The organism is Halomonas koreensis (assembly GCF_031451675.1).
Lineage (GTDB): Bacteria > Pseudomonadota > Gammaproteobacteria > Pseudomonadales > Halomonadaceae > Halomonas > Halomonas koreensis.
In genome coordinates, this window is sequence record NZ_JARWAK010000006.1 from 125865 (window position 1) to 149337 (window position 23473).

A 23473-nucleotide genomic window follows, 5' to 3' on the forward strand; every position below is an offset into this window, starting at 1 on the left:
CGGCCCCGTATCACGGGAGCCGTAATGACCCGACGCTTTTCCCATGCCGCCGCGGTCCTGCTGACCGCGGCAGCCAGCCTGATGCTCGGCCCCGCCGGGGCCTGGGCCGCGGTCCGGACCGCCGAGCCCGGCGAGCCGCTGCAGGCGCTGGTCGCGGACGCGGAGGCGGGCGATACCCTGCGCCTGGCCGCCGGGCGCCACGCCGGACCGCTGGTCATCGACAAGCCGCTGACCGTCGCCGGCGACCGCCAGGCGGTGCTCGACGCCGGCGGCACCGGTACCGCCGTGACCCTGGCGGCCCCGGGCATCGTCCTCGAGGGCCTGACCATCCGGGGCTGGGGGCACGACCTGACCGCCATGGACAGCGGCATCCTGGTCCGCGAGGCCGCCACCGGCAGCCGGATCCGCGACAACCGCCTGTCGGGTCCCGGCTTCGGCATCCGCCTCGACTCGGTGGACGACGTCGTGGTCCGCGACAACCGGATCCGCGGCGATGCCGAACGGCGCTCCCAGGATCGCGGCAACGGCATCCACCTGTTCAACGTCGCCGGCGCGCGGGTGGAGGGCAACGACATCCGTCGCGTCCGCGACGGCATCTATATCGACACCAGCCGCGACAGCCTGCTGCGCGACAACCGCATGCAGGACCTGCGCTACGGCGTCCACTACATGTACGCCCACGACAACCGCCTGGAAGACAACCTGACCCGCCACACCCGCACCGGCTACGCGCTGATGCAGTCCAAGCGGCTGACGGTGATCGGCAACCGCTCGGAGGACGATCGCCACTACGGCATCCTGATGAACAACATCACCGACAGCCTGCTGCGCGGTAACCGGGTCAGCGGCGTGCACCAGCCCCGCGACGACACCGGCGAGCTGCTGGTCGGCGGCGGCGAGGGCAAGGCGCTGTTCGTCTACAACGCCCAGTTCAACCGCTTCGCCGGCAACCGCTTCGCCGACAGCGACATCGGCATCCACCTGACCGCGGGCTCGGAGGACAACGTCGTGGCCGGCAACGCCTTCGTCGACAACCGCCAGCAGGTGAAGTACGTGGCCACCCGCGCCCAGGAATGGTCGGAGGACGGCCGCGGCAACTACTGGAGCGACTACCTGGGCTGGGACCTGGCCGGCGACGGCACCGGCGACACCCCCTACGAGCCCAACGACGCCATGGACCGGCTGCTGTGGCGCCACCCCGAGGCCCGGCTACTGATGCACGGCCCGGCGGTGCTGGCCCTGCGCTGGGTGCAGCGCCAGTTCCCGGTGTTCCGCCCCCAGGGCGTCAAGGACAGCGCCCCGCTGATGACGCCCCCCGACTCGCTGGAGGCCGACACATGACCGCGATGATCTCGCTCGAGGGCGTGACCAAGCGTCACGGCGCCCTGACCCGCCTCGACCGCCTCGACCTGCGGGTCGAGGACGGCGAGGTCCTGGCCCTGCTGGGCCACAACGGCGCCGGCAAGACCACCATCATGAAGCTGATCCTCGGCCTGCTGGCCCCCGACGCGGGCCGCATCGAGGTGCTCGGCGGCGCTCCCGACGGCCCCCATGCCGGGGCGCTGCGCCGCCGGCTGGGCTATCTGCCGGAGAACGTCAGCTTCTACGAGGCGCTCAGCGGCCGCGAGGTGCTGCGCTTCTTCGCCCGGCTCAAGCGGGCCGACCGGCAGCAGGTCGACGCCCTGCTCGAGCGGGTCGGCCTGGGCGAGGCCGCCGGGCGACGGGTCAAGACCTACTCCAAGGGCATGCGCCAGCGCCTCGGCCTGGCCCAGGCGCTGCTCGGCGCCCCCCGGCTGCTGCTGCTCGACGAGCCCACCACCGGCCTGGATCCCGCCGCCACCCGGGACTTCTACGCCACCGTGGGCGAGCTGCGCGACCGCGGCTGCACGGTGGTGCTGTCGTCCCACGTGCTGCCCGGCATCGAGCCCTATATCGATCGGGCGCTGATCCTCGGCGCCGGCCGGCGCCTGGCCCTGGGCGGCCTGGACGCGCTGCGCCGCGAGGCCGCGCTGCCGCTGACCATCCGCGCCCGGGGCCGGCTGGCGGAGCACGACTGGCCGGCCCTGTGGGACGACGCCCGCATCCAGGCCCGCCCCCTCAACGGCCACGAGGTGTCGCTGTCGCTGCCCGCCGAGGCCAAGCTGCCGGTGCTGCGGCGCCTGGCCGCGCTGCCCGGCGTGGAGGACATCGAGCTGCAGCCGCCGAGCCTGGACGCCCTCTACGCCCACTTCTCGCGCCGCCCCACCGCGGCCCAAGGAGATCGTCGATGAACGCCATCCTGACCCTGGCCGGCAAGGAGTTCCGCGACGGCCTGCGCAACCGCTGGGTGCTGGCCATCGCCTCGATCCTCGCCGTCCTGGCGGTGGGCATCGCCTGGTTCGGCGCCGCCGCCAGCGGCGGCCTGGGCGTCGCCTCCCTGGCCACCACCCTGATCAGCCTGTCGACCCTGGCGGTGTTTTTGATCCCGCTGATCGCCCTGCTGCTGGCCTACGACGCGGTGGTCGGCGAGCACGAGGCCGGCACCCTGCTGCTGCTGCTCACCTACCCCCTGAGCCGCACCCAGCTGCTGCTGGGCAAGTTCCTGGGCCACGCCCTGATCCTGGCCGCCGCCATCGGCCTCGGCTTCGGCGTGGCCGGCGCCACCATCGCCCCGGGGGCCGAGGGCATGCCGCTGGGCGAGCTGGCCGGCGGCCTGGGGCTGCTGATCGTCAGCAGCATCCTGCTGGGCTGGGCGTTCCTGGCCCTGGCCTACCTGATCAGCGCCGGCGCCACCGAGAAGGCCCGGGCCGCCGGCCTGGCCCTGGGAACCTGGTTTTTGTTCGTGCTGGTCTTCGACCTGGCCCTGCTGGCGCTGCTGGTCGGCGTCGAGGGCGGGGGCGACTGGCTACCCTGGCTGATGCTGCTCAACCCCACCGACGGCTTCCGGCTGCTCAACCTGGCCGGCGTGGACGCCGCCCGGGAGTTCACCGGCCTGGGCGCCATGGCCCGGGGCGACATGTTCCACCCGAGCGCGCTGGTGACGACCCTGCTGGCCTGGATCCTGGTCCCGCTGGGGCTGGCCGTGCTGCGCTTCCGTCACCGCGCGACCTGATCGAGGACGTATCGATGTTCCGCCTGCTTCGCCTGCTCCCCCTGCTCCTGATCGCCCCGTGGCTCGCCGGCTGCGGCGGCGAGCCGGAGACCGCCGCCCTGGCGCCGCCCCAAGCCATCGACGCCGGCGACAGCTGCCATGTCTGCGGCATGCTGATCACCGAACATCCCGGGCCCAAGGGCCAGGCCTTCCTGGAGGGCGCCGAGGCCCCGCGCAAGTTCTGCTCGACCCTGGACCTGTTCGTCTTCCTCCAGCAGCCGGAGAACGCCTCGCGCCTGTCCCATGCCTATGTCCACGACATCGGCATCACGCCCTGGGGGCGGCCGGCCGACGAGGCCTTCATCCGCGCCGACGAGGCCTGGTACGTGGTCGGCCACGAGCGGCGCGGTTCCATGGGCCACACCCTGGCCTCCTTCGCCGAGCGCCAGGACGCCGAGGCCTTCCGCGGCGAACACGGCGGCGAGGTGATCGCCTACGCGGACATCGACCTGGACCTGCTGGGGCGGCTGGGCCGGGGCGAGCTCGAGGCGGATGCCGGGATGGCGCACCATGGGTCGGCCCACGCCCACTGAGGCGCCCCGCCCGCCGGATATGCTAGCCTCCCGGCATCCTGTCGCCCGGGAGGCCCCATGCCATCGCGTCTGCTCGCCCCCTGCCGCGCCCTGCTGCTCGGCCTGCTGCCCCTGGCCGGCACGGCCCAGGGGCTCGACTACAACATCGACGAGGTCCGCGCCCACGGGGCCTGGCACTCGCTGCGCCTGAGCCTCGGCGAGGAACGCCACGCCCGGGCCCTGGAGGCGTCCAGCTACGCCGACAGCACGCTCAGCGTCAACGCCACTCCCGGTGCCTGCGACCGGCCCTGGCTGGAGTTGCGGGTGGCGCTCGCCGAGGTCCAGGCCGACAGCGCCACGGTCAACCGGGTGCCGGTGGACCTGCTGGTCGACCAGGGCGCCGTGCACACCGGGGAGGGCGCCTTTCTCATCGAACGCGGCGACGACGGCTTCTACGTGCGCCTCTCGCGGCTCGACACCGTCGCCCTGCTCGACGCCATGGCCGCCGGCGAGACCCTGCGCCTGCGCATCCACCGCGCCCCCGAGGACTACTGGTTCATGGCCTTCGACCTGACGGGCTTCGAGGCCGCCCGAGCCCGCATGGCGCGGCTCTGCCGCAACGCGGACGAGACGCCGTAAAGGACGCGGCTTGCCCGTCGTCGCTGAGCATTCTGACGTGGTAGTGGCGAGCGCCGGCACGCGTCGGACATGGCCTAGCTCGGCACGCCCTGCGGCGCCAGCCAGCGGGCGGCGAAGTCCTCGGGCGGCAGGGCCCGGTCGTAGAGGAAGCCCTGGCCGAGACGGCAGCCCAGCGCCGTGAGCGCCTCGGCCTGGTCCCGCGTCTCCACGCCCTCGGCCAGGGTGGCGAGCCCCAGGCTGTCGGCCATGGCGATGATGGTGGTGACGATGGCGTGGTCGTTGTCGTCGCGCAGCATGTCGCGCACGAAGGAGATGTCGATCTTCACCGTGTCCACGGCGAAGCGCTTGAGGTAGGCCAGCGAGGAGTAGCCGGTGCCGAAGTCGTCGATGGCCAGCGAGAAGCCGGCCTCGCGCAGCGAGCGAGTCACCGTCACGGCCTGCTCGGGATCGGCCATGAAGCCGCTCTCGGTGAGCTCCAGGGCGATGTCCCCGGGGCGGCAGCCGGCCGCCGAGACGATGGCGGCGAGGCGCTCGGCCAGGGCCGCGTCCTCCAGCTGCTGGGCGGCCACGTTGATATGCAGCCGCCCGGGCAGCGGCGAATACCCCCGGTCGCGCCAGGCCGCCAGCTGCCGGCAGGCCTCGGCCAGCACCCACTCGCCGAGCCGGGCCAGCATGCCCCGCTCCTCGGCGATGGGAATGAACTCGCCGGGCGAGACCCAGCCGAGCACCGGATCGTGCCAGCGACACAGCACCTCGGCGCCGATCGGCGCGCCGCTGGCCATGTCCACGCAGGGCTGGTAATGCAGGCTCAGGCCGCCCGCCTCCAGGGCCGCGGCCAGGCGCCGGGCCAGGCTCAGCCGCCGGGCCAGGGCGCGCCCCATCTCCACGTCGAAGATCCGCACCGCGACGCCGGCCTGCTTGGCCCGGTACATGGCGATATCGGTGTGCTTGAGCAGCTCCCGCGGACCATCGGCGTGATCCGGATAGAAGGCCACGCCGACGCTGACGTCCAGCGAGAACGCCTGGCCGTCCACCGCCACCGGATGCGCCAGGGCCCGGGTCAGGCGCTCGGCCATGGCCGCCACGGCCGGCCGGTCGGTGTCCTCCAGCATCACCACGAACTCGTCGCCGCCCATCCGGGCCAGGCTCGCCCCCTCGACCAGGCAGTCGCGGAAGCGCCCGGCCACCTCGCCCAGCACCCGATCGCCGACGTCGTGACCCTGGCTGTCGTTGACCTCCTTGAAGCGGTTGAGGTCCAGGAACATCAGCGCCAGCCGCTGCCCCCGGGCCTCGGCCGCGGCGACGGCCTCCCGCAGCCGGGCCATGAAGCAGGCCCGGTTGGGCAGGCCGGTATCGGCGTCGTAGTAGGCCAGGTGGCGGATATGGGCATCGCTGCGGTGACGCTCCAGCTCGGCGGCGGCGCCGGCGGCGAAGATGCGCAGGGTGTGGCTGACCATGGCGGTCTCGAGGATCGGGCGCCGGTAGAGCAGGAACACCGAGCCCACCGGCCGGCCGGCGGTGTCGTCGAGGCGCCGCCCGACATAGGCCCGGGCGCCCAGCGACTCGGCCAGCTCGATGCCCGGGAAGCACTCCCCCAGGCCGTCGTCGATGATCAGCTCCTCGCGCTCGAAGGCCTGCTCGCAGGGTTTGCCGGCGAGGGTGTAGGAGAAGGACGGTACCGGCGCGCCGTCGACGAGGCCGGCCAGGGTCGTGGCGCTCAGGGGCTCGCCCGGCTCGAGGCGCGAGATGAAGGCGGCGTCCGCCCCCAGGGCATCCGCCATGCGCCGGGCCAGCTGGCTGAAGTAGGCCTCGTCGCTGCGGGCGGTCAGGGCCTCGGCGATGTCCAGCACCGCCTTCTGGGTGCGTTCGCGCTCGGCCTGGACCCGCAGGGCCTGGAGCCCGAAGGCCAGGTTGTCGGCCAGCTCCTCGAGCAGCGCGAGCTCATCGTCCGAAACCCCGCCCGGCGTGCCCTTGAGCAGCATCAGCGCCCCGAAGGGCCGCCCGCCCTCGCACAGCGGCAGGGCCACCACGGCGCGGTAGCCTCGCCGCTGCGCCGCCTCCCGCCAGCGCGGGAAGGTCGCGTCGCGCGCCAGGTCCTCGAGGATCACCGGCCGGCCATCGCGCAGGCAGCGGCCCACCGGCGTCCGGCCCTCGGGCGCCGCGGCGTCCCAGCGGAAGCGCACCTCATCGAGATAGCCATCCTCCCACCCCGCATGGGCCTGGGGCACCACGCTGCGCTCGGCATCCTGCAGCGGGTAGCCCACCCAGGCCATGCGATAGCCGCCCACCTCGCAGGCCAGGCGGCAGATGTCGCCGAGCAGCGCGCTCGCCTGCTCGGCCCGGATCACCGCGCGATTGACCAGACGCAGCAGGGTCAGGGCGCGATGGCTGTGCGTCAGCGCCCGCTCGACCTGGCGCCCGGCCAGCTCGGCGCCGGCCCGGGACGCGGCGATGCGCAGCACCTCCAGGGGCGTGCCCGTCTCCTCCAAGGGGCGGTCATAGAGGGCCGCGACCAACCCCAACAAGCGGTCGTCGGGACCCAGCAGCGGCACGCCCAGATAGGCCTCCGCGCCCGTCTCGGCGAGCAGCCGATCCTCGGGGAAGATCTCGCACACCCGCTCGGGAAAGCGGCAGGGGCGCTGGTCGACCACCCGCTCGCAGGGCGTGCCGGCCAGCTCGTACTCGAAGGGCTCGAGGCGCCGCCCCCGGGACCAGGCGCCCAGGGTCCGCACCCGCCGACTCGCCGGCAGGGTGCGCGCCAGCAGCACATGATCGGCGCCCAGCAGCTCCGCCAGGCAGCCGGCCAGGCGGGGAAAGAAATCGCGGCGATCCTCCGGCGACAGGCTGTCCGCCAGCCGCTGAAAGGCCTCCTGCGCATCGCTCGACATCGTCATGCATCGCGTCCCTGTGAGTTCCCGTGGCGACGCCGGACGGTCGGACGCCCACGGCCGGCGACCCGTCTCCCGATCGCGGACGATGACGGCCGTGCCCGGAGACCTGATTGTTAGAAACAGCTTATGTAGAAGCTAGGCGGGCGGGGGAGGCGATGTCAATGCGCGCGCGGCCCGGGACGGGGCCGCGCGCCGGGCCGCTCAGTGGCGGATCAGGTGGTCGAAGGCGCCCAGGGCGGCCTTGGAGCCCTCGCCCATGGCGATGACGATCTGCTTGTAGGGCACGGTGGTGACGTCGCCGGCGGCGAAGATGCCGGGCACCGAGGTCATGCCGCGCTCGTCGACCACGATCTCGCCACGGCTGGAGAGCTCGATGGGCGAGTCCTTCAGCCATTCGGTGTTGGGCACCAGGCCGATCTGCACGAAGACGCCCTCGAGGGCCAGCTCGCGCAACTCGCCGGAGGCCCGCTCCTCATAGCTCAGGCCGGTGACGCGGTTGCCGTCGCCGTTGACCTCGGTGGTGCGCGCGCCCTTGATGATCTCGACGTTGGGCAGGCTGGCGAGCTTTCTCTGCAGCACCTCGTCGGCGCGCAGCTCGTCCATGAACTCGATCAGGGTCACCTCGCCGACGATGCCGGCCAGGTCGATGGCCGCCTCGACGCCGGAGTTGCCGCCGCCGATCACCGCCACCCGCTTGCCCTTGAACAGCGGGCCGTCGCAGTGCGGGCAGTAGGCCACGCCCTTGTTGCGGTACTCGGCCTCGCCGGGCACCTTCATCTCGCGCCAGCGGGCGCCGGTGGCCAGCACCAGGGTCCGGCTCTTGAGGCGGGCGCCGGATTCGAAGCGCACCTCGTGCTCGCCGCCGGCCTCGCCCGGCACCAGCTCGACGGCGCGCTGCAGGTTCATGATGTCGACGTCGTATTCCTTGACGTGCTCCTCCAGCGCCGCGGCGAGCCTGGGGCCCTCGGTTTGGGGCACCGAGATCAGGTTCTCGATGGCCAGGGTGTCGAGCACCTGGCCGCCGAAGCGCTCGGCGGCCACGCCGGTGCGGATGCCCTTGCGCGCCGCATAGACCGCCGCCGCGGCGCCGGCCGGGCCGCCGCCGATCATCAGGGTATCGAAGGCGGCCTTCTCGCTGAGCCTGGCGGCCTCGCGCTCGACGGCGCCGGTGTCGACCCGGGCCAGGATCTGCTCGAGGCTCATGCGGCCCTGGCCGAAGGGCTCGCCGTTGACGAACACGCTCGGCACCGACATCACCTCGCGGGCCTCGACCTCGTCCTGGAACAGGGCGCCGTCGATGGCGTCGTGGGAGATGCGCGGGTTGAGGATCGCCATCAGGTTCAGCGCCTGGACCACGTCCGGGCAGTTCTGGCACGACAGCGAGAAGTAGGTCTCGAAGTGCAGGTCGGCGTCGAGGGAGCGGATCTGCTCGATGACCTCGTCGCTGGCCTTGGGCGGATGGCCGCCCACCTGCAGCAGGGCCAGCACCAGGGAGGTGAACTCGTGGCCCATGGGGATGCCGGCGAACGCCACGCCGGTGGGCTCGCCGTCGCGGTGCAGGGCGAAGGACGGCGAACGCTTGTCGCCGCCCTCGGTGGACAGGGCGATCTTGTCGCTGAGCCCGGCGATCTCATCGAGCAGGGCGTGGAGCTCCCGGGACTTGTCGCCGTCATCCAGGGTGGCGACCAGCTCGAAGGGTTGGGTGACCTTGGCGAGGTAGGCTTTCAGCTGTTGCTTCAGAGAGTCGTCCAGCATAACGCGGCAATCCTTGTGATGAGTGACTCGAAGACACGACTTCCCCGTACGGGCCGCGATGGACTCGCACCCGGAAGCCATGTCGGCAGAACCGGAATCGGGCCCCGCCGGGACGTCGTCCCGATCTCGCTTGCGCGACTGGTTGGTCGATCGAGGCGCCGCGCCTCGGCGGGGTAACGGGGAGCGGGAAAATCCCGCCGGTCAGCGATCCAACAAAGGATGCGCAGATTTATGTCGCGAGCGATGAGAGGCGGGGGCGCCTAGCCTGGCCGCCGCCGGAGCACAGCTTCCGGAGTGTAGCTCGCTACATGAGAGAGCGACCGGGCCGGCGTGCCGGCACCGCCGGCGGTCAGGATGGCTAGGTTCGTTCCCGACGAACCTACGCATTTCCCACTTCCTGTGGGTCATCGAGCGCAGCAATAAATCGGCGTGTCCTTAGATCTTGCCGACCAGATCCAGCGACGGCGCCAGGGTCTCCTCGCCTTCTTCCCACTTGGCCGGGCAGACCTCGTTGGGGTTGGCGCGGACGTACTGGGCGGCCTTGACCTTGCGCAGCAGCTCCTCGGCGTTGCGGCCGATGTTGCCGGCGTTGAGCTCGATGATCTGGATCCTGCCGTCCGGGTCGACCACGAAGGTGCCGCGGTCGGCGACGCCCTCCTCCTCGATCAGCACCTCGAAGTTGCGCGACACGACATGGGTCGGGTCGGCCAGCATCGGGTACTGGAGCTTGCCGATGGTCTCGGAGCTGTCGTGCCAGGCCTTGTGGGTGAAGTGGGTGTCGGTGGAGACGCCGTAGATCTCGACGCCCAGCTTCCGGAACTCCTCGTACTTGTCGGCCAGGTCGCCCAGCTCGGTGGGGCAGACGAAGGTGAAGTCGGCCGGGTAGAAGAAGAGCACGCTCCACTGGCCCTTGAGGCTCTCGTCGCTGACCTCGACGAAGTCGCCGTTGTGATAGGCGGTGGCGTTGAACGGCTTGATCTCGGTGTTGAGCAGGGACATGGCGTTGCGATCCTCGTTGCGTTGGGTGATGGGTGAAGACGCAAACGAGAATAACCGCGGCCCTTCGATAGGTTAAATTGAACAGAATCATAATTCTGATAGCCATAGAACATCTATCGACGCCGGCGCGGGTCAAGTCCGGCCCCGAGCGGCCGATAACCCGGGGAATGGACGGCGCCTCGTCCCGAGGGCCGCGCTCCCTGGAGGCAGGATGCAGCCACCCGACTCCCCCGACATGGCCCCCACCGGCGACGGCCTGGAAGGCGTCACCCGCCTGGCCCGCGAGCTGCTCGCGGTGCCGATGGCCCTGCTGGCCCGGGTCGACCGCCGCGGCTCGCCCCGGGTGCTGGCCGTCGACGGCGCCCCCTCCCGGGAGGCGCTGGCGTTCTGTGCCCGGGTGGCGGACGCGGCGACGCCGCTGGCGGCCGAGACGGCGGGCGGCCTCGCCGGCCATCCGCTGTGCCCCGACGGCGCGGGGCCGACCGGCGCGCTGTGCGTGGCCGGCGTCCTCGACGCCCGGGCACGCCGCCGCCTGGCCCTGCTGGCGAGCCAGGCCGAGGCCCTGCTGCGCGCCCGCGAGCAGGCGCATCGCCTGGAGCGTTCCACGCGGCGCCTGGAGGCGATCCTGCGCGAGTCGGCGACCGGCATCCTGCGCATCGACGCTGACGGCATCGTGCTGGATGCCAACCCCTATGCCCTGCTGCTGCTGGGCTATGCCCGCGAGGAGCTGCTCGGCCACAACGTCAACCGGCTGATGCCGGAGGCCGTGGCCCGGGAGCACGACGGCTACCTGCGCCGCTTCCTGGCCGGCGGGACGCCGCGGATCATCGGCCAGGGGCGCGAGGTCGAGGCGCGCCACCGCGACGGCCATCCGGTGCCGGTCCACCTGGCGGTCAGCGCCCTGCGCGACGAGACGGGCCGCATCGACGAGTTCATCGGCATCCTCACCGACCTCAGCGAGATCCGCGCCGCCCGCGAGGCCGCGCTGCGCGAGCGACAGCTGCTCCGGGCGGTGCTCGACGGCAGCCACGACCCCATCTATGCCCGCAGCGGCGACGGCCGCTACCTGGCGATCAACCAGGCCTTCGACGCGCTGCTGCCCCACCGCGACGGCGACGACGCCCTCTCCGGCCTCGCCGCGGACGTGCGGGACGGGATCGAGGCGGCGGAGCGCCGCGTGCTGGCGGACGGCCGCCCCCAGCGCCTGGCGCTGTCCCTGCGCCCCGGGCGCCACCACGACCTGACCCTGGCGCCGCTGCGCGAGGTCGACGGGAGCATCGACGGCGTGGTGGGGGTCGCCCACGACAACTCCCAGACCCGGCGCCAGGCCGCCCTGCTGCGCGTGCTCCACCAGGGCATCACCGACTACCAGGCGCTGATGTCCGGCCACCGGCTGTGGACCTTCCTGATGGAGGCCCTGCGCGAGCTCACCGAGAGCGACTACGCGCTGATCGGCGAGGTCATCGAGGAGGCCGGGGCCCCGGCGCTGAAGATCCACGCCATCACCGACCTGTCCTGGAGCGAGGAGTCGCGCCGCCTGATGGAGCGGCTGCGCAGCGGCGACATGACGCTGACCGATCCCGACACCCTGCTGGGGCGCGTCTTCGCCCACGGCGAGGTGGTGATGACCGAGGACCTGGCCGGCCACCCCCACCGCGGCGGCATGCCGCCGGGCCACCCCGCGCTGCACAATTACCTGGGGGTACCGATCCACGACGGCGACGCCCTGATCGGCATGTACGCCATCGCCAACGGCCGCCGCGCCTACGACGACAGCCTGCTCGAGTGGCTGCGCCCCTTCACCGCCACCTGCGCGCTGCTGATCAACCTCTACCGGCGGATGGCGGAGCGCGAGAGCGTGCTGGAGGCCCTGGCCCGGGCCCGGGACGAGGCTCAGCGGGCCAGCCAGGCCAAGAGCGACTTCCTGTCGGCGATGAGCCACGAGCTGCGCACGCCGCTCAATGCCATCCTCGGCTTCTCGCAGCTGCTGGCCGGCAGCCGACGCCACCCGCTGGACGCGCGCCAGCGCCGCCAGGTCGAGCAGATCGACAAGAGCGGCCGCCACCTGCTGCGGCTGATCGACGACATCCTCGACCTGGCCCGCATCGAGGCCGGCCGGCTGCCGCTGTCGCGGGAGCGCGTCGACCTCGGCGAGGTGGCCGAGGACGCCCTGGAGGCGCTGGAGACCCAGGCCCGGGAGCGCGAGGTCCGGCTGGCGGCGGACCTGGTCGCCGAGGCGACGGTGGAAGGCGACTACACCCGCCTCAAGCAGGTGCTGCTCAACCTGCTGTCCAACGCCATCAAGTACAACCGCCCCGGCGGCGAGGTGCACCTGGCCATCGAGCGCCGCGGCGACGCCTGGCGGATCGGCGTCCGGGACACCGGCCCCGGCATCCCCGAGGGGCGCCGCGGCGAGCTCTTCCAGCCCTTCCAGCGGCTGGACGCCGAGCACGGCCCCGTGGAGGGCACCGGCATCGGCCTGGCCATCACCCGCGAGCTGGTGGAGCACATGGGCGGCCGCCTCGAGGTGGCGAGCCGCCCCGGGGAGGGCAGCCACTTCTGGTTCACCCTGCCCGCTACCGCCCCCGCCGCGCCTCCGGCGGCCGCGCCGACGTCCGCCCCGGCCGCCGAGGTGCGCGCCCGGGTGCTCTACGTGGAGGACAACCCGGCCAATCGACGGCTGATGGCCGAGGCCTTCGAGGAGCGCGAGGGCCTGAGCCTGCAGCTGGCGACCAGCGCCGAGCAGGCCCTCGAGCTGATCCGCCGCCGCCCCCCGGACCTGGTGCTGATGGACCTGCACCTGCCCGGCATGGACGGCTTCGAGGCGCTGGCGCGGCTGCGCGCGGTTCCGTCCCTGCGCCACCTGCCGGTGCTGGCGCTGTCGGCCAACGCCATGCGCGACGACGTGCGCCGCGGCCGGGAGGCCGGCTTCGACGACTACCTGGTCAAGCCGGTCGCCTTCGATGACCTCTTCGCGGCCCTGGCGCGCTGCCTGGCCACCCCCGAGAACGCCTGAGGAGCGGGCATGCCCGATACGGACCTGACCCACAAGCGGCTGCTGATCGTCGACGACAACCCGATCAACCTCGAGATGCTGGGCGACCTGCTGGAGGACCACGGCTACACCGACCTGGTCCTGCTGGACGACGCCCGCGAGGTCCTGGCCCACTGCCGGGCGCGGCTGCCCGACCTGATCCTGCTGGATATCCGCATGCCCCACCTGGACGGCTACGGGGTCCTCGAGCAGCTGCGGCGGGCCTTCGGCGAGCGGGCGCCGGCGGCGATCGTGCTCACCGCCCAGGTCGACGATGCCACCCGCCGGCGCGCCCTGGCGGCCGGCGTCCGGGACTTCCTGACCAAGCCCTTCGATCACGAGGAGGCGATGCAGCGCATCCGCAATGTCCTGCGGGTGGAGCAGCGGCTCGCCGAGCGGCGCGAGCAGGCCGACCGGCTCGAGGGGCTGGCCGAGGCCCGCACCCGCGAGCTCGAGCGCCTCTCGCTGACCGACCCGCTCACCGGGCTGCCCAATCGCCGGGCCCTGCTGCAGAAGCTCCAGGCCTGGCGGGCCGCCGGCCACGAGACCGGCGCGCTGTTCATCGTCCTCGACGACCTGCCCGACATCATGCGCCTGCACGGCCATGACGTCGCCGAGCGGCTGCTGCAGCGCCTGGCCGACTCGCTGGCCCCGATCCTGCCCGAGGCGGCCATGCTGGGCCTGTGGGGCGGCAACGACCTGCTGGTGATCCTGCCGGTGCCGTCGGACGGCGCCTCCCTGGACGCCCTGGCCCGCCGCCTGCTCGATCGCATCGGCCGCCCCCAGCCCGTCGACGAGCGGCGCCTCACCAGCCGCGCCCGCATCGGCATCGGCCAGGCCCGGGACCGCGCCCCGCAGCGCCTGGTGCACATGGCCGCCCTGGCGCTGCCGGACGCCCAGGCGACGCCGCCCATCCGCCATCATTGCCCGACCCTGGAGGCCCGGCAGCGCGAGCGCCTGGAGCTGCAGCACGACCTGCGCGGCGCCGCCGGCCGCGGCGAGCTGCGGCTGGCCTTCCAGCCCAAGCTGTGGCTCGCCGAGGGCCGCCCGCTGGGCGCCGAGGTGCTGCTGCGCTGGCGACACCCGCGCCACGGCGACGTCTCGCCGGGACGCTTCATCCCCCTGGCCGAGGCCACCATCGACATCCTGGAAATCGGCGACTGGGTGCTCGAGACCGCCATGGCCCGGCTGGTCGCCTGGCGGGCCGAGGACCGGGTGGCCGAGGACTTCTCCCTGGCCGTGAACGTGGCCGCCCGCCAGCTGTGCACCCCCGACTTCGCCGCCACCCTGCTGCGGCGGCTGGCCCGCCACGGCCTGCCGCCCCACAGCCTGAGCATCGAGGTCACCGAGTCCGGGCTGATGGCCGACCTGAACGAGGCCCGGCGCCAGCTGCAGGCGCTGGCGGCGGCCGGCATCGCCATCGCCGTGGACGACTTCGGCACCGGCCATTCCTCGCTGGCCTACCTGAAGACCCTGCCGCTGAGCGTGCTCAAGATCGATCGCGCCTTCGTCACCGACCTGCAGGGCGACCCCGCGGCGCGCCAGCTGGCCGGCACCATCACCCGCCTGGCCCACGGCCTGGGCTTCGAGGTGGTCGCGGAGGGGGTGGAGACCCCGGAGCAGGCGCGGCGGCTCCGGGAGATGGGCTGCGGCATCGCCCAGGGCTACCTGTTCGCGCGGCCGCAGCTCGAGGCGGCGTTCCTGGACTGGTACGCCGAGGCCACCGGCCGACGCGCCCCGGCGCCGGACTGAGCCGGCGCCGGCCTCAGCCGCGGCCGGCGGGCGCCTTGAGCAGCAGCTCGACGCGGCGGTTCTCGGCCCGGCCCTCGGCGCTGTCGTTGTCGGCCAGGGGGCGGGTGTCCGCATAGCCGATGGCGCGCAGCCGCTCCCGGGTCACCCCGGCCTCGGCCAGGGCGCGCACCACGGCGCTGGCGCGACCGGTGGAGAGCTCCCAGTTGGAGGGAAAGCGGGAGGTGGCGATGGGCAGGCTGTCGGTATGCCCCTCCACCGAGATCTGGCCCTCGACGCCGGCGAGCCGCTCGGCCAGGCGCGCCAGCACCCCGTGGCCGCCCTCGGTGAGGCGCGCCCGGCCGCTGTCGAAGAGCAGCCGCTCCTCGATGCGCAGGGTGACCCCGCGCGCGCTGCGCTCGACGCTGACGCCGTCGATGCCGAGCCCCTGGAAGCGCGGCTGCAGGCCCTCGTGACGCGGCTTCAGCCCCTGGCCCACGGCCAGGGCCGCCTGGCGCGCCGGGGACGCGATCTCGTCCTCCCGATCCCCGGGCAGGCCGTAGCTGGCCATGGACAGCAGCAGCACGAACAGCGTGATCAGCAGCGTCAGCACGTCCAGGTAGCTCATCAGCCAGCTCTCGCCGTCGCCCTCTCCCTGGGCGGGCGGCGCGATCGCCTGGCGGGTGTCGTGATCAAGCACCCTGGCCGGCCTCCTCGTCGCGCGACACCGGCCGCTGGGGATCGCGGATCTCGTCGTGGTAGTTGGCGACGAAGGAGTTCAGGGTCTCCTCGATGAACGACGGCAGGCGCCGCTTGGTGATCAGCGAGATGCCCTCGAGCACCATGTTCATGGCGATCAGGCGCTCCTCGGTGCGGCGCTCGAGCTTCACGGCGATCGGCTTGAACACCAGGTTGGCCAGCAGGATCCCGTAGAAGGTGGTCAGCAGCGCCACCGCCATGCGCGGCCCGATGACGTTCAGGTCGCCGGCCTCCATCACCTCGAGCATGTTCACCAGCCCCACCAGGGTGCCGATCATGCCGAAGGCCGGGGCGTAGGTGGCCATGGTGCGGAAGATCTGCGCCTCGGCGTGCTCGCGGGCCTTGAGCCGAGCGATGCGCCAGCGCAGCAGGTCGAAGATCTCCTCTTCCTTGGTGTTGGCGATGACCAGCTGGATGCCGGTGCGCAGGAAGGGGTTGCGGGTCTGCTCCAGGGCCGCCTCCACGGCCCGCACGTCGCCCTTGAACCACAGCCGCGACATGTCCACCAGTTCCTTGATGTCGTCGCGGGTGTAGGTGTTCTCGCGGCGGAAGACCAGCCCCACCAGGCGCACCACCCGCACCACCTCCTTGAGCGGATAGCTGATGAAGGTGGCGGCCAGGGTGCCGGCCAGCACGATGGCCAGCCCCGGCAGGTTGACGAAGCTCTGCGGCGACTCGGCGGTGAACAGCAGCACGCTCGCCAGCAGCACGATGCTCGCCAGGATCCCGATCAGCGTGGACGGATTCATGTGGGCTCCCTGTCTCTAGGACGACGGACAATGAGTGGTCATCGGCGCGAAGGCCGAAAGCTTGAGGGATGGCCGGCGAGAGAGGACATCTCGCCCGCGCCTCAGGCGTCGCGCAGCTTGCCGCGCAGCCGCCCCACGGCCTGGCTGTGCAGCTGGCAGACCCGGGACTCGGTGACGCCGAGCACGGCGCCGATCTCCTTGAGGTTGAGCTCTTCCTGGTAGTAGAGGCCCATCAACAGCTTCTCGCGTTCGGGCAGGGCCTCGATGGCCGCCACCAGCCGGGCGCGCTGCTGCTGATCCACCAGCTGCGCGAAGGGCGTCTCGGGGGCACCGTCCTCGAGCATGCGCCCCTCGCCGCCCTCGGCCATCAGTTCCTCGAAGGGCAGCAGCTGGCCGCTGTTGGTGTCGCTGAGCAGCCGGCGATAGGCCTCCAGGTCCATGTCCAGGGCGGCGGCGATCTCGGTCTCCTCCGCCGGTCGCCCCAGCTCCTGTTCCAGGCGACGCGCCGCCTCGTCGGCGGCTCGGGCGTTGCGGCGCACGCTGCGCGGCAACCAGTCGCGGCTGCGCAGTTCGTCGAGCATGGCGCCGCGGATGCGCTGGCTGGCGAAGGTCGCGAAGCTCGCCCCCTGGGCGGCGTCGAAGCGCCCCAGGGCCTCCAGCAGGCCCACGGTGCCGGCCTGGATCAGGTCGTCCAGCTCGATGCTGGCCGGCAGGCGGACCTGCAGCGCCAGGGCCTGGCGACGCACCAGGGGCATGTAGTCATCCAGCAGCGTGTCCTGTTCGATCTTGCCTTGTGCGGTATACATACGTGCCTCGGCCTCTTGCGAGCCTCACCGATAATTGACGATCACCTGCAGCCCCTGGACGCGGACCGGGCCGGCGCCGTCCGGGGCGAAGCGGAAGCGCAGCGCCTCGCCGGCGGGCAGCCCCGCCAGAGCCCGGGTGCGCCCGCGCCGGGCGGGCAGCGTCACGCAGCCGGCCGGATGGCAGAGCCGGGCCCGCAGCGCGGCCCCGGCCGGCACCCGGTAGCGCCAGCGCACCTCGACGACGCGCCCGCCGGCCGCCGCCGGGGGCGGCGTCAGTGCCCGGCTCGGGGTTTCCCGGCCGGCCACGGCGGCCCGCACCCCGGGCGCCTCGGCGGCCCAGCTGCCCGACGCCGACGCCGGCGCGGCCAGCAGCCAGCCCAGCAGGGCCGCCCCCGCCATGGCGCCCCGCCTCATGCCATCACCAGCAGGTCGATGCCCAGGTAGCGGCCCGCCGCCTGGCGCAGGTTGTCGAGCAGGCCGAGGCGCGACATGCCGGGCGGGTGTACCGCCAGCAGCCGCCGCGGCCCGCCGGCGGCCGCCAGGCGGGCCAGCACCCCGAAGGCGCGGCGAAAGGCCTCGGCGTCGCCGCCGACCCACAGCGCCCAGCGCGGCTGCTGCTCGGCCAGGGCCGCCAGGTGGGGGCTCGACACGGCCAGCGGCACCACCTTCCAGCGCCGCGGGTCGCCCACCCAGCGGCGGCCGCGGCCGGCCCACTCCTCGAACAGCTCGGTCACCCGGGCCGCCTGCTCCGCCGAGGTGTCGGGCAGGCCGACCACCACCAGGGTCGTGGTCGGCGCCGGCTCGGCGGCGGGCGATTCCGGCGCCTCGACGGGGGCCTCGACCGGGGCCGCGGGCGCCGCGCCCTGGGTCGTCCGGCCTTCCCGCTCGGCCCAGGCGCGCAGCCCGGCCGCCTGATCCCCGGCGATCACCGCAGGCCCTCCAGGCCCGCGGCGCCGACGTGGCGGATGGCGTCACGGGCCATGAACAGGTACAGCAGGCCCTCCAGCAGGGCATGCTCGCGGCGCCGGCGGCGCCCGCCCGGCAGCGCCAGCAGCTCGCCGCGCAGCTCGTCGGCCTCGGCGTCCTCGGCCTGATCCAGGTGACAGGCGGCGGCGGCCAGGCCCGCGGCCAGCAGCTGGCGCACCTCGGCATCGGTGTCGTCCGGCAGCAGGGCCTGCAGCCGCTCCCAGGCGCGACGCACCTGGCGGGGCAGGGCCTCGCCATGCAGCCGGCCGAGCAGCAATGGCAGGGTGTCGGCGGCGGCGGTCAGCGGGGTCAGCCAATAGCGCTGCCCCAGGGCGCGGCCGCTCTCGGGATCGTCCAGGACCGCGACCCAGGCCATCAGCGGCTGTCGCGACGGCCCACCACGCTGCCCCGCGGGGCCCGCCTCCACCGGCAGGGCGGCGAAGCGCGCCCGGGCGGCCTGGCCGCGGAAGCGACAGCGGCGCTCCCCGGCGTGCTCGGCGAGCGCCGCCAGCTCGGACAGTGCACGGCGCTCGCCGGCGTGATGCACCCGCTGGCCGGGCCGCGCCTGGCAGAGCCAGGGCGCCCGGGCCTCGTCCAGCCACAGCCAGGTCTCGGCGTCGGGCAGGCTCGGCAGCAGGTGGACCGCGACGCCCCGTTCACCGGCCCGGGCCAGGCGCGCGGGCCAACCCGCCGGCTGGCGCTGCTGGAGATCGGGCAGCGCCAGCCAGCCGCCGCGGGCATCGATGCCGAGATCGGGCATCGCCCAGTCGGCGCCCGGCAGGGAGCGACGCGCCGCCCACAGCATGCCCACCCGCTCGAGGGCCTCGGGGGGCGCCTCGAGCAGGCGCTCGAGGCGCTCCTCCTGCAGGCAGGCCGGCAGCGCCGACAGGTCCCAGGTGGCCTCCAGGGCGGCGATGCCGGTCAGCCGGCGACGCAGCCCCGCCAGCAGCAGGCCCAGCCGGCGCCCTCGGCCGAGCAGGTCGTCGGCCCAGGGCGTCGCGGCGAGCGTGGCGGGCGCCGACGGCGCGGCGACCCGCGCCGACAGGGCGGCCTCGACCAGCGCCTCGGCATCGGCCGCCTCCAGGTCCTCGGGGACCCGCTGGCCGGTGGAGACGAAGCGCAGCCGCAGGCCGTGGCGGATCAGGGCATCCAGCGCCGGGCCCAGCTGGCCGGCCTCGTCCTGCTTGGTCAGCAGGCAGTCGTCCAGGGCGACCCCTGCGGCCCGGGCCGCCTGGCGATAGCGAGTGATCACTTCCTCCAGGGTGCCGGGCTGGCTGGCGGCGTTGAGCACCAGCAGCATGCGCACCCGCTCGTCGCTGCCCTGGAGCTGGGCGGCCTGGGCGATGATGCGGCGATCCCGCTGGCTCATGCCCACGGTGTCGATGATCACCCAGCGCCGGCCGTCCAGCTCGCCCAGCAGCTCGTCCATGGAGGTCTCGGGAGACAGCGCGTGCAGGGGCACGTCCAGCAGCTCGGCGTAGATGCGCAGCTGCTCGTGGGCGCCGACCCGGAAGCCGTCGGTGGTCACCAAGGCGACGTTCTCGGCGCCGTGGCGCTGCACGCAGCGGGCCGCCAGCTTGGCGGTGGTGGTGGTCTTGCCGACGCCGGTGGGGCCGACCAGCGCCAGGATGCCGGGCGCGTCGAGGAAGGCTTCGGGATCGACGCTGACCGGCAGCCGCGCGGCCAGCCGCCGGGCCAGCCAGGCATGGCCGGTCTCGGGCGCGGCCTCGGGGCCGGCCAGCTCGGCGGGCAGGCGGGCGAGCAGCTCGTCGGCCAGCGCCTGGCCGAAGCCCGCCTCGCGCAGCGCCCGCTCCAAGGCCTCGCGCCCCGGCTCGGCGGCGGCCGTCGCTCCGCCCTGGCCGGCCAGCAGCGAGCGCATGTCCTGCATCTCGCGCAGCAGGCGCTCGCTCATCGCCCGCAGGTCGCCGTCGCCCTCGGCGGCGGGGGCAGGCGCCGAGGGCGTCTCGACAGCCGGCGTCGGGGGGACAGGCGACGGGGCCTCGGCGGTGGCGGGCGCCACGGCCTCGTCGGCCATGGCCAGGATCTCCACGCCCGTCTCGGTGGGGCGATTGGCCAGGATCAGGGCATCGTCGCCGAGGGCGGCGCGGACCTGGCGCATGGCCTCGCGGCTGGTCTCGCCGACGAATCGCATCACGCTCATGGGGTTCACTGTCCTCCGATCAGGGTGGTGACCCTCAGGGTCCGGTCATCGGGGAGCTCGGCCTGGGACATCACCACCAGGTGGCGCAGGCGGCGGCGCAGGAAGCGCGCCAGCACCGGGCGCAGCGGGTGCGGCACCACCAGCACCGGCGGCTCGCCACTGGCCTCGTGGCGCTCCAGGGCCTGCTCGGCCTGGGTCATCAGGGTCTCGGCCAGCCCCGGCTCCAGGGCGCCGCTGCCGTTCATGGCCTGGGTCAGCACCTGCTCCAGCTGGCCGTCCAGGCCCATGACATTGAGGGTCTCGCGGCCGGCGAACCACTGCTGGGTGATGGCCCGGCCCAGCGCCAGGCGCACCGCGGCGGTGAGCTCGCCGGGATCCTGCTGCTGGGGCGCGTGCTCGGCCAGGGCGTCGAGGATGGTGCGCATGTCGCGGATCGAGACGTCTTCCTCCAGCAGGTTCTGGAGGATGCGCTGCAGCACGGTGAGCGAGATGGCCTTGGGCACCACCTCCTCGACCAGCGGCTTGTGGTCCTCGCCGAGCTTGTCGAGCAGCTTCTGCACCTCCTGGCGGCCGAGCATCTCGGCGGCGTGGCGGTGCAGCAGGTGATTGAGGTGGGTGGCCACCACGGTGCTGGCGTCGACCACGGTGTAGCCGTAGACCTGGGCGTGCTCGCGCTGCTCGGTGTCGATCCACACCGCCGGCAGGCCGAACGCCGGGTCCTGGGTCGGGGTACCGTTCAGCTCGCCGGACACCTGGCCCGGGTCGATGGCCAGCCAGCGCCCCGGGAAGGCCTCGGCGCGGCCGATCTCGGCGCCCTTGAGGCTCAGGGTATAGGCGTTGGGCGAGAGCTCCAGGTTGTCGCGGATATGCACCACCGGCGGCAGGAAGCCGACCTCCTGGGCGAACTTCTTGCGTACGCTCTTGATGCGCCCCAGCAGCTCGCCGTCCTGCTGGGCGTCGACCATGGGAATCAGCCGGTGGCCCACCTCCAGGCCCAGGGTGTCGACCAGCTGGACGTCGTCCCAGCTGGCCTCCGGGGCCTCGGGGGCCGGCGGCGGCGCCGCCTGGGTCTGCTCGGCGACCAGCTCGCGCTCCTTCTTGCGGATCAGCCACCAGGCCAGCCCGCCCAGCAGGGTGGCGAAGATCAGGAACACCAGGTTGGGCATGCCCGGCACCAGGCCCAGCAGGCCCATGACGCAGGCCGCCAGGATCATCACCTGGGGATTGACGAACAGCTGGCCGATCATCTGCTGGCCGACGTCCTGATCGGTGGTGACCCGGGACACGGTGACGCCGGCGGCGGTGGAGATCACCAAGGCGGGGATCTGGGCCACCAGACCGTCGCCGATGGTCAGCAGCACATAGGTGCGGGCGGCGTCGCCGAAGGCCATGTCATGCTGCATCAGACCGATCAGCAGCCCGCCGATGATGTTGACCACCATGATCACCAGGCCGGCCATGGCGTCGCCGCGCACGAACTTGCTGGCGCCGTCCATGGAGCCGTAGAAGTCGGCCTCCTGGGAGACGTCGGCGCGGCGCTGGCGGGCCTCGTCCTCGCCGATCAGGCCGGCGTTGAGGTCGGCGTCGATGGCCATCTGCTTGCCGGGCATGGCGTCGAGCATGAAGCGGGCGCCCACTTCGGCGATGCGCCCGGCGCCCTTGGTGATGACCATGAAGTTGATGATCACCAGGATCAGGAACACCACCAGGCCCACGGCGAAGTTGCCGCCGACCAGGAACTGGCCGAAGGCCTCGATGACCTTGCCGGCGGCGTCGCCGCCCTGGTGCCCCTCCAGCAGCACCACCCGGGTGGAGGCCACGTTGAGCGACAGCCGCAGCAGGGTGGTGAACAGCAGCACCGCCGGGAAGGCGGCGAAGTCCAGCGGCTTCTGGGTGAACATGCTGACCAGCAGCACCATCACCGCCATGGCGATGTTGAAGGTGAACAGCAGATCCAGCGCGAAGGGCGGCAGCGGCAGGATCATCATCGACAGGATCATGATGATCAGCAGCGGGCCGGCCAGCAGCTTCATCGGCACGTCGGCCATCCAGTTGCGTCGCGGCAGGTAGTGGCTCAGGGCCTTCATGCTCGTGCCTCGTCGGTGTCATCGTCCGGCCCCGGCGCCGCCACGGCGTCCGGGATCGGCAGGTTCTCGGGCGTGGGCGGGGCCTGGCCGCCCTCCTCGGCGACGCGCTTCAGGCCGAAGGCCCAGGCCAGCACCTCGGCGACCGCGGTGTAGAGGGCGGCGGGAATCTCGTCCTCCAGCTCCACATGGTGATACAGGGAGCGCGCCAGGGGCGGCGCCTCCAGGCGCGGCACGCCGGCCTCCTCGGCGACCTCGCGGATGCGCGCCGCCACGGCATCGGCGCCCTTGGCCACGACCCGGGGCGCCGCCATGCCCGTCTGTTCGTACTTCAGCGCCACGGCGTAGTGCGTGGGGTTGGTGATCACCACGTCGGCCTCGGGCACCTCGCTCATCATCCGCCCGCGTGCCATGGCCTGCTGCTGCTGGCGGATGCGCCCCTTGACCTGGGGATCGCCCTCGGACTCCTTGTGCTCGCGCTTCACCTCGTCCTTGGACATGCGCAGCTTCTTGGCGTGACTCCACAACTGGTAGGGCACGTCGATCAGGATCACCACCAGCAGGGTCAGCACCATCAGCCCGCAGGCCTCGGCGGCCATCCACATGGCCTCGGCCAGGGCCTGCTGGACGGGCATGGTCATCAGCGCCATGAACGCGCCGCGATTCAGCCACAGGTAGGCCACGCCCACGCTGCCCACCAGCACGGCCTTGGCGATGGCCTTGGCCAGCTCCACCAGGGCCTGGGTGCCGAGGATGCGCTTGAGCCCCTTGAAGGGGTTGAGCTTGCCGGCCTGGGGCTTGAGCGACTTGGCCGAGATCACCCAGCCGCCGAGCAGCGCCGGCGCCACCAGGGCGATCACGAACAGCAGCAGGAACAGCGGCAGCAGGCCGATCAGGGTGCGGCGCCCCATGGCCAGCGCCTCGACCAGCATCGGCGCGGTCTCCATGGCCTGGCGCCGCTCGAACAGGAAGGCCGACTCCATGACGCCGCCGATCTGGTCGTACAGGCTGCCACCCATGGTCGCCAGGCCCACCACGCCGCCGAGCAGCAGCAGGAAGGTGGCCAGTTCGCGGGAACGGGCCACCTGGCCCTCCTCGCGGGCCTTCTCCATGCGTCGGGGCGTGGCGTCTTCTGTCTTCTCGTCGTCGCTGGTCTCGTCGGCCATGGCCAATCACCGGGCACTCGTGCGCACCCTGGCCATTATCCGCGGGCGGGGGAAGGGACGGTCACGCGAAAAGGGCCGGTTTTCGTGGGCTTAT

General features: G+C 72.8%; 18 protein-coding genes. 7 read left to right on the forward strand and 11 right to left on the reverse strand.

Translation table 11 applies throughout. From position 1 onward, the window contains the following. The first annotated feature begins 24 nt into the window (after positions 1-24). The 5 genes from QC818_RS08820 to QC818_RS08840 are packed head-to-tail and all read left to right on the forward strand — an operon-like array spanning position 25 to position 4281. Positions 25-1341, forward strand: coding sequence for a nitrous oxide reductase family maturation protein NosD (locus QC818_RS08820; RefSeq protein ID WP_309652479.1), 1317 nt, complete (start codon positions 25-27; stop codon positions 1339-1341). Continuing rightward, positions 1338-2270, forward strand: coding sequence for an ABC transporter ATP-binding protein (locus QC818_RS08825; protein ID WP_309652480.1), 933 nt, complete (start codon positions 1338-1340; stop codon positions 2268-2270). The genes QC818_RS08820 and QC818_RS08825 overlap by 4 nt, the downstream gene beginning before the upstream one ends. Beyond that, positions 2267-3091, forward strand: coding sequence for an ABC transporter permease (locus QC818_RS08830; RefSeq protein WP_309652481.1), 825 nt, complete (start codon positions 2267-2269; stop codon positions 3089-3091). Before QC818_RS08825 ends, QC818_RS08830 begins: the two co-directional genes overlap by 4 nt. A gap of 14 nt (positions 3092-3105) precedes the next feature. Beyond that, positions 3106-3663: a nitrous oxide reductase accessory protein NosL gene (locus QC818_RS08835; RefSeq protein WP_309652482.1), complete on the forward strand. Its 558-nt coding sequence runs from the start codon at positions 3106-3108 to the stop codon at positions 3661-3663. Positions 3664-3720: 57 nt separating this feature from the next. Then, positions 3721-4281: a hypothetical protein gene (locus tag QC818_RS08840; RefSeq protein WP_309652483.1), complete on the forward strand. Its 561-nt coding sequence runs from the start codon at positions 3721-3723 to the stop codon at positions 4279-4281. Between the two features lie 74 nt (positions 4282-4355). Here the strand turns inward: QC818_RS08840 and QC818_RS08845 are convergent, their stop codons facing one another. From QC818_RS08845 to ahpC, 3 genes are all read right to left on the reverse strand, one after another. Continuing rightward, a complete protein-coding gene (locus QC818_RS08845; protein ID WP_309652484.1) occupies positions 4356-7175 on the reverse strand; it encodes a sensor domain-containing phosphodiesterase in 2820 nt (939 codons plus the stop codon). Between the two features lie 198 nt (positions 7176-7373). Then, positions 7374-8927, reverse strand: a complete 1554-nt coding sequence (gene ahpF, locus QC818_RS08850; RefSeq protein WP_309652485.1) for an alkyl hydroperoxide reductase subunit F — start codon at positions 8925-8927, stop codon at positions 7374-7376. A 435-nt stretch (positions 8928-9362) separates the two neighbouring features. After that, the gene (gene ahpC / locus QC818_RS08855; RefSeq protein ID WP_309652486.1) at positions 9363-9926 is read right to left on the reverse strand and encodes an alkyl hydroperoxide reductase subunit C; all 564 of its coding nucleotides are present in this window, start codon (positions 9924-9926) and stop codon (positions 9363-9365) included. Positions 9927-10137: 211 nt separating this feature from the next. Here ahpC and QC818_RS08860 point away from each other — a divergent pair, with 211 nt between their 5' ends. Together QC818_RS08860 and QC818_RS08865 are read left to right on the forward strand one after the other, a co-directional pair. Next, positions 10138-12942, forward strand: a complete 2805-nt coding sequence (locus tag QC818_RS08860; protein WP_309652487.1) for an ATP-binding protein — start codon at positions 10138-10140, stop codon at positions 12940-12942. Between the two features lie 9 nt (positions 12943-12951). Beyond that, positions 12952-14712 (forward strand): putative bifunctional diguanylate cyclase/phosphodiesterase, encoded by a 1761-nt coding sequence (locus QC818_RS08865; RefSeq protein ID WP_309652488.1) that lies wholly within the window; start codon positions 12952-12954, stop codon positions 14710-14712. A gap of 13 nt (positions 14713-14725) precedes the next feature. On the opposite strand, the gene QC818_RS08870 is transcribed toward QC818_RS08865, so the two are convergent. From QC818_RS08870 to flhB, 8 genes are all read right to left on the reverse strand, one after another. After that, complete coding sequence (locus QC818_RS08870; protein ID WP_309652489.1) at positions 14726-15388, reverse strand: OmpA/MotB family protein; 663 nt, start codon at positions 15386-15388, stop codon at positions 14726-14728. Further along, positions 15381-16196: a motility protein A gene (locus tag QC818_RS08875; protein ID WP_309652490.1), complete on the reverse strand. Its 816-nt coding sequence runs from the start codon at positions 16194-16196 to the stop codon at positions 15381-15383. Before QC818_RS08875 ends, QC818_RS08870 begins: the two co-directional genes overlap by 8 nt. A gap of 101 nt (positions 16197-16297) precedes the next feature. Further along, complete coding sequence (locus QC818_RS08880) at positions 16298-17002, reverse strand: RNA polymerase sigma factor FliA (RefSeq protein WP_309652491.1); 705 nt, start codon at positions 17000-17002, stop codon at positions 16298-16300. Positions 17003-17026: 24 nt separating this feature from the next. After that, entirely contained in the window at positions 17027-17416 is a 390-nt protein-coding gene (locus tag QC818_RS08885) for a flagellar protein FlhE (protein ID WP_309652492.1), read from the reverse strand. Then, a complete protein-coding gene (locus QC818_RS08890) occupies positions 17413-17931 on the reverse strand; it encodes a hypothetical protein (RefSeq protein WP_309652493.1) in 519 nt (172 codons plus the stop codon). Before QC818_RS08890 ends, QC818_RS08885 begins: the two co-directional genes overlap by 4 nt. Further along, positions 17928-20129, reverse strand: a complete 2202-nt coding sequence (gene flhF / locus QC818_RS08895) for a flagellar biosynthesis protein FlhF (protein ID WP_309652494.1) — start codon at positions 20127-20129, stop codon at positions 17928-17930. Before flhF ends, QC818_RS08890 begins: the two co-directional genes overlap by 4 nt. Positions 20130-20134: 5 nt before the next feature. Continuing rightward, positions 20135-22216: a flagellar biosynthesis protein FlhA gene (gene flhA, locus QC818_RS08900; RefSeq protein ID WP_309652495.1), complete on the reverse strand. Its 2082-nt coding sequence runs from the start codon at positions 22214-22216 to the stop codon at positions 20135-20137. Further along, positions 22213-23379 (reverse strand): flagellar biosynthesis protein FlhB, encoded by a 1167-nt coding sequence (gene flhB / locus QC818_RS08905; protein WP_309652496.1) that lies wholly within the window; start codon positions 23377-23379, stop codon positions 22213-22215. Before flhB ends, flhA begins: the two co-directional genes overlap by 4 nt. Between the last annotated feature and the right edge of the window lie 94 nt (positions 23380-23473).

Bases quoted from the DNA above. Each gene is read 5' to 3' on its own strand.
- QC818_RS08835 (WP_309652482.1), top strand. From the start codon at position 3,106: ATGTTCCGCCTGCTTCGCCTGCTCCCCCTGCTCCTGATCGCCCCGTGG.
- QC818_RS08885 (WP_309652492.1), bottom strand. From the start codon at position 17,416: ATGAGGCGGGGCGCCATGGCGGGGGCGGCCCTGCTGGGCTGGCTGCTG.
- QC818_RS08845 (WP_309652484.1), bottom strand. From the start codon at position 7,175: ATGACGATGTCGAGCGATGCGCAGGAGGCCTTTCAGCGGCTGGCGGAC.
- flhF (WP_309652494.1), bottom strand. From the start codon at position 20,129: ATGAGCGTGATGCGATTCGTCGGCGAGACCAGCCGCGAGGCCATGCGC.
- flhA (WP_309652495.1), bottom strand. From the start codon at position 22,216: ATGAAGGCCCTGAGCCACTACCTGCCGCGACGCAACTGGATGGCCGAC.
- QC818_RS08875 (WP_309652490.1), bottom strand. From the start codon at position 16,196: ATGAATCCGTCCACGCTGATCGGGATCCTGGCGAGCATCGTGCTGCTG.
- QC818_RS08880 (WP_309652491.1), bottom strand. From the start codon at position 17,002: ATGTATACCGCACAAGGCAAGATCGAACAGGACACGCTGCTGGATGAC.
- QC818_RS08830 (WP_309652481.1), top strand. From the start codon at position 2,267: ATGAACGCCATCCTGACCCTGGCCGGCAAGGAGTTCCGCGACGGCCTG.
- QC818_RS08820 (WP_309652479.1), top strand. From the start codon at position 25: ATGACCCGACGCTTTTCCCATGCCGCCGCGGTCCTGCTGACCGCGGCA.
- QC818_RS08865 (WP_309652488.1), top strand. From the start codon at position 12,952: ATGCCCGATACGGACCTGACCCACAAGCGGCTGCTGATCGTCGACGAC.
- QC818_RS08840 (WP_309652483.1), top strand. From the start codon at position 3,721: ATGCCATCGCGTCTGCTCGCCCCCTGCCGCGCCCTGCTGCTCGGCCTG.
- flhB (WP_309652496.1), bottom strand. From the start codon at position 23,379: ATGGCCGACGAGACCAGCGACGACGAGAAGACAGAAGACGCCACGCCC.
- QC818_RS08825 (WP_309652480.1), top strand. From the start codon at position 1,338: ATGACCGCGATGATCTCGCTCGAGGGCGTGACCAAGCGTCACGGCGCC.
- ahpC (WP_309652486.1), bottom strand. From the start codon at position 9,926: ATGTCCCTGCTCAACACCGAGATCAAGCCGTTCAACGCCACCGCCTAT.
- QC818_RS08860 (WP_309652487.1), top strand. From the start codon at position 10,138: ATGCAGCCACCCGACTCCCCCGACATGGCCCCCACCGGCGACGGCCTG.
- ahpF (WP_309652485.1), bottom strand. From the start codon at position 8,927: ATGCTGGACGACTCTCTGAAGCAACAGCTGAAAGCCTACCTCGCCAAG.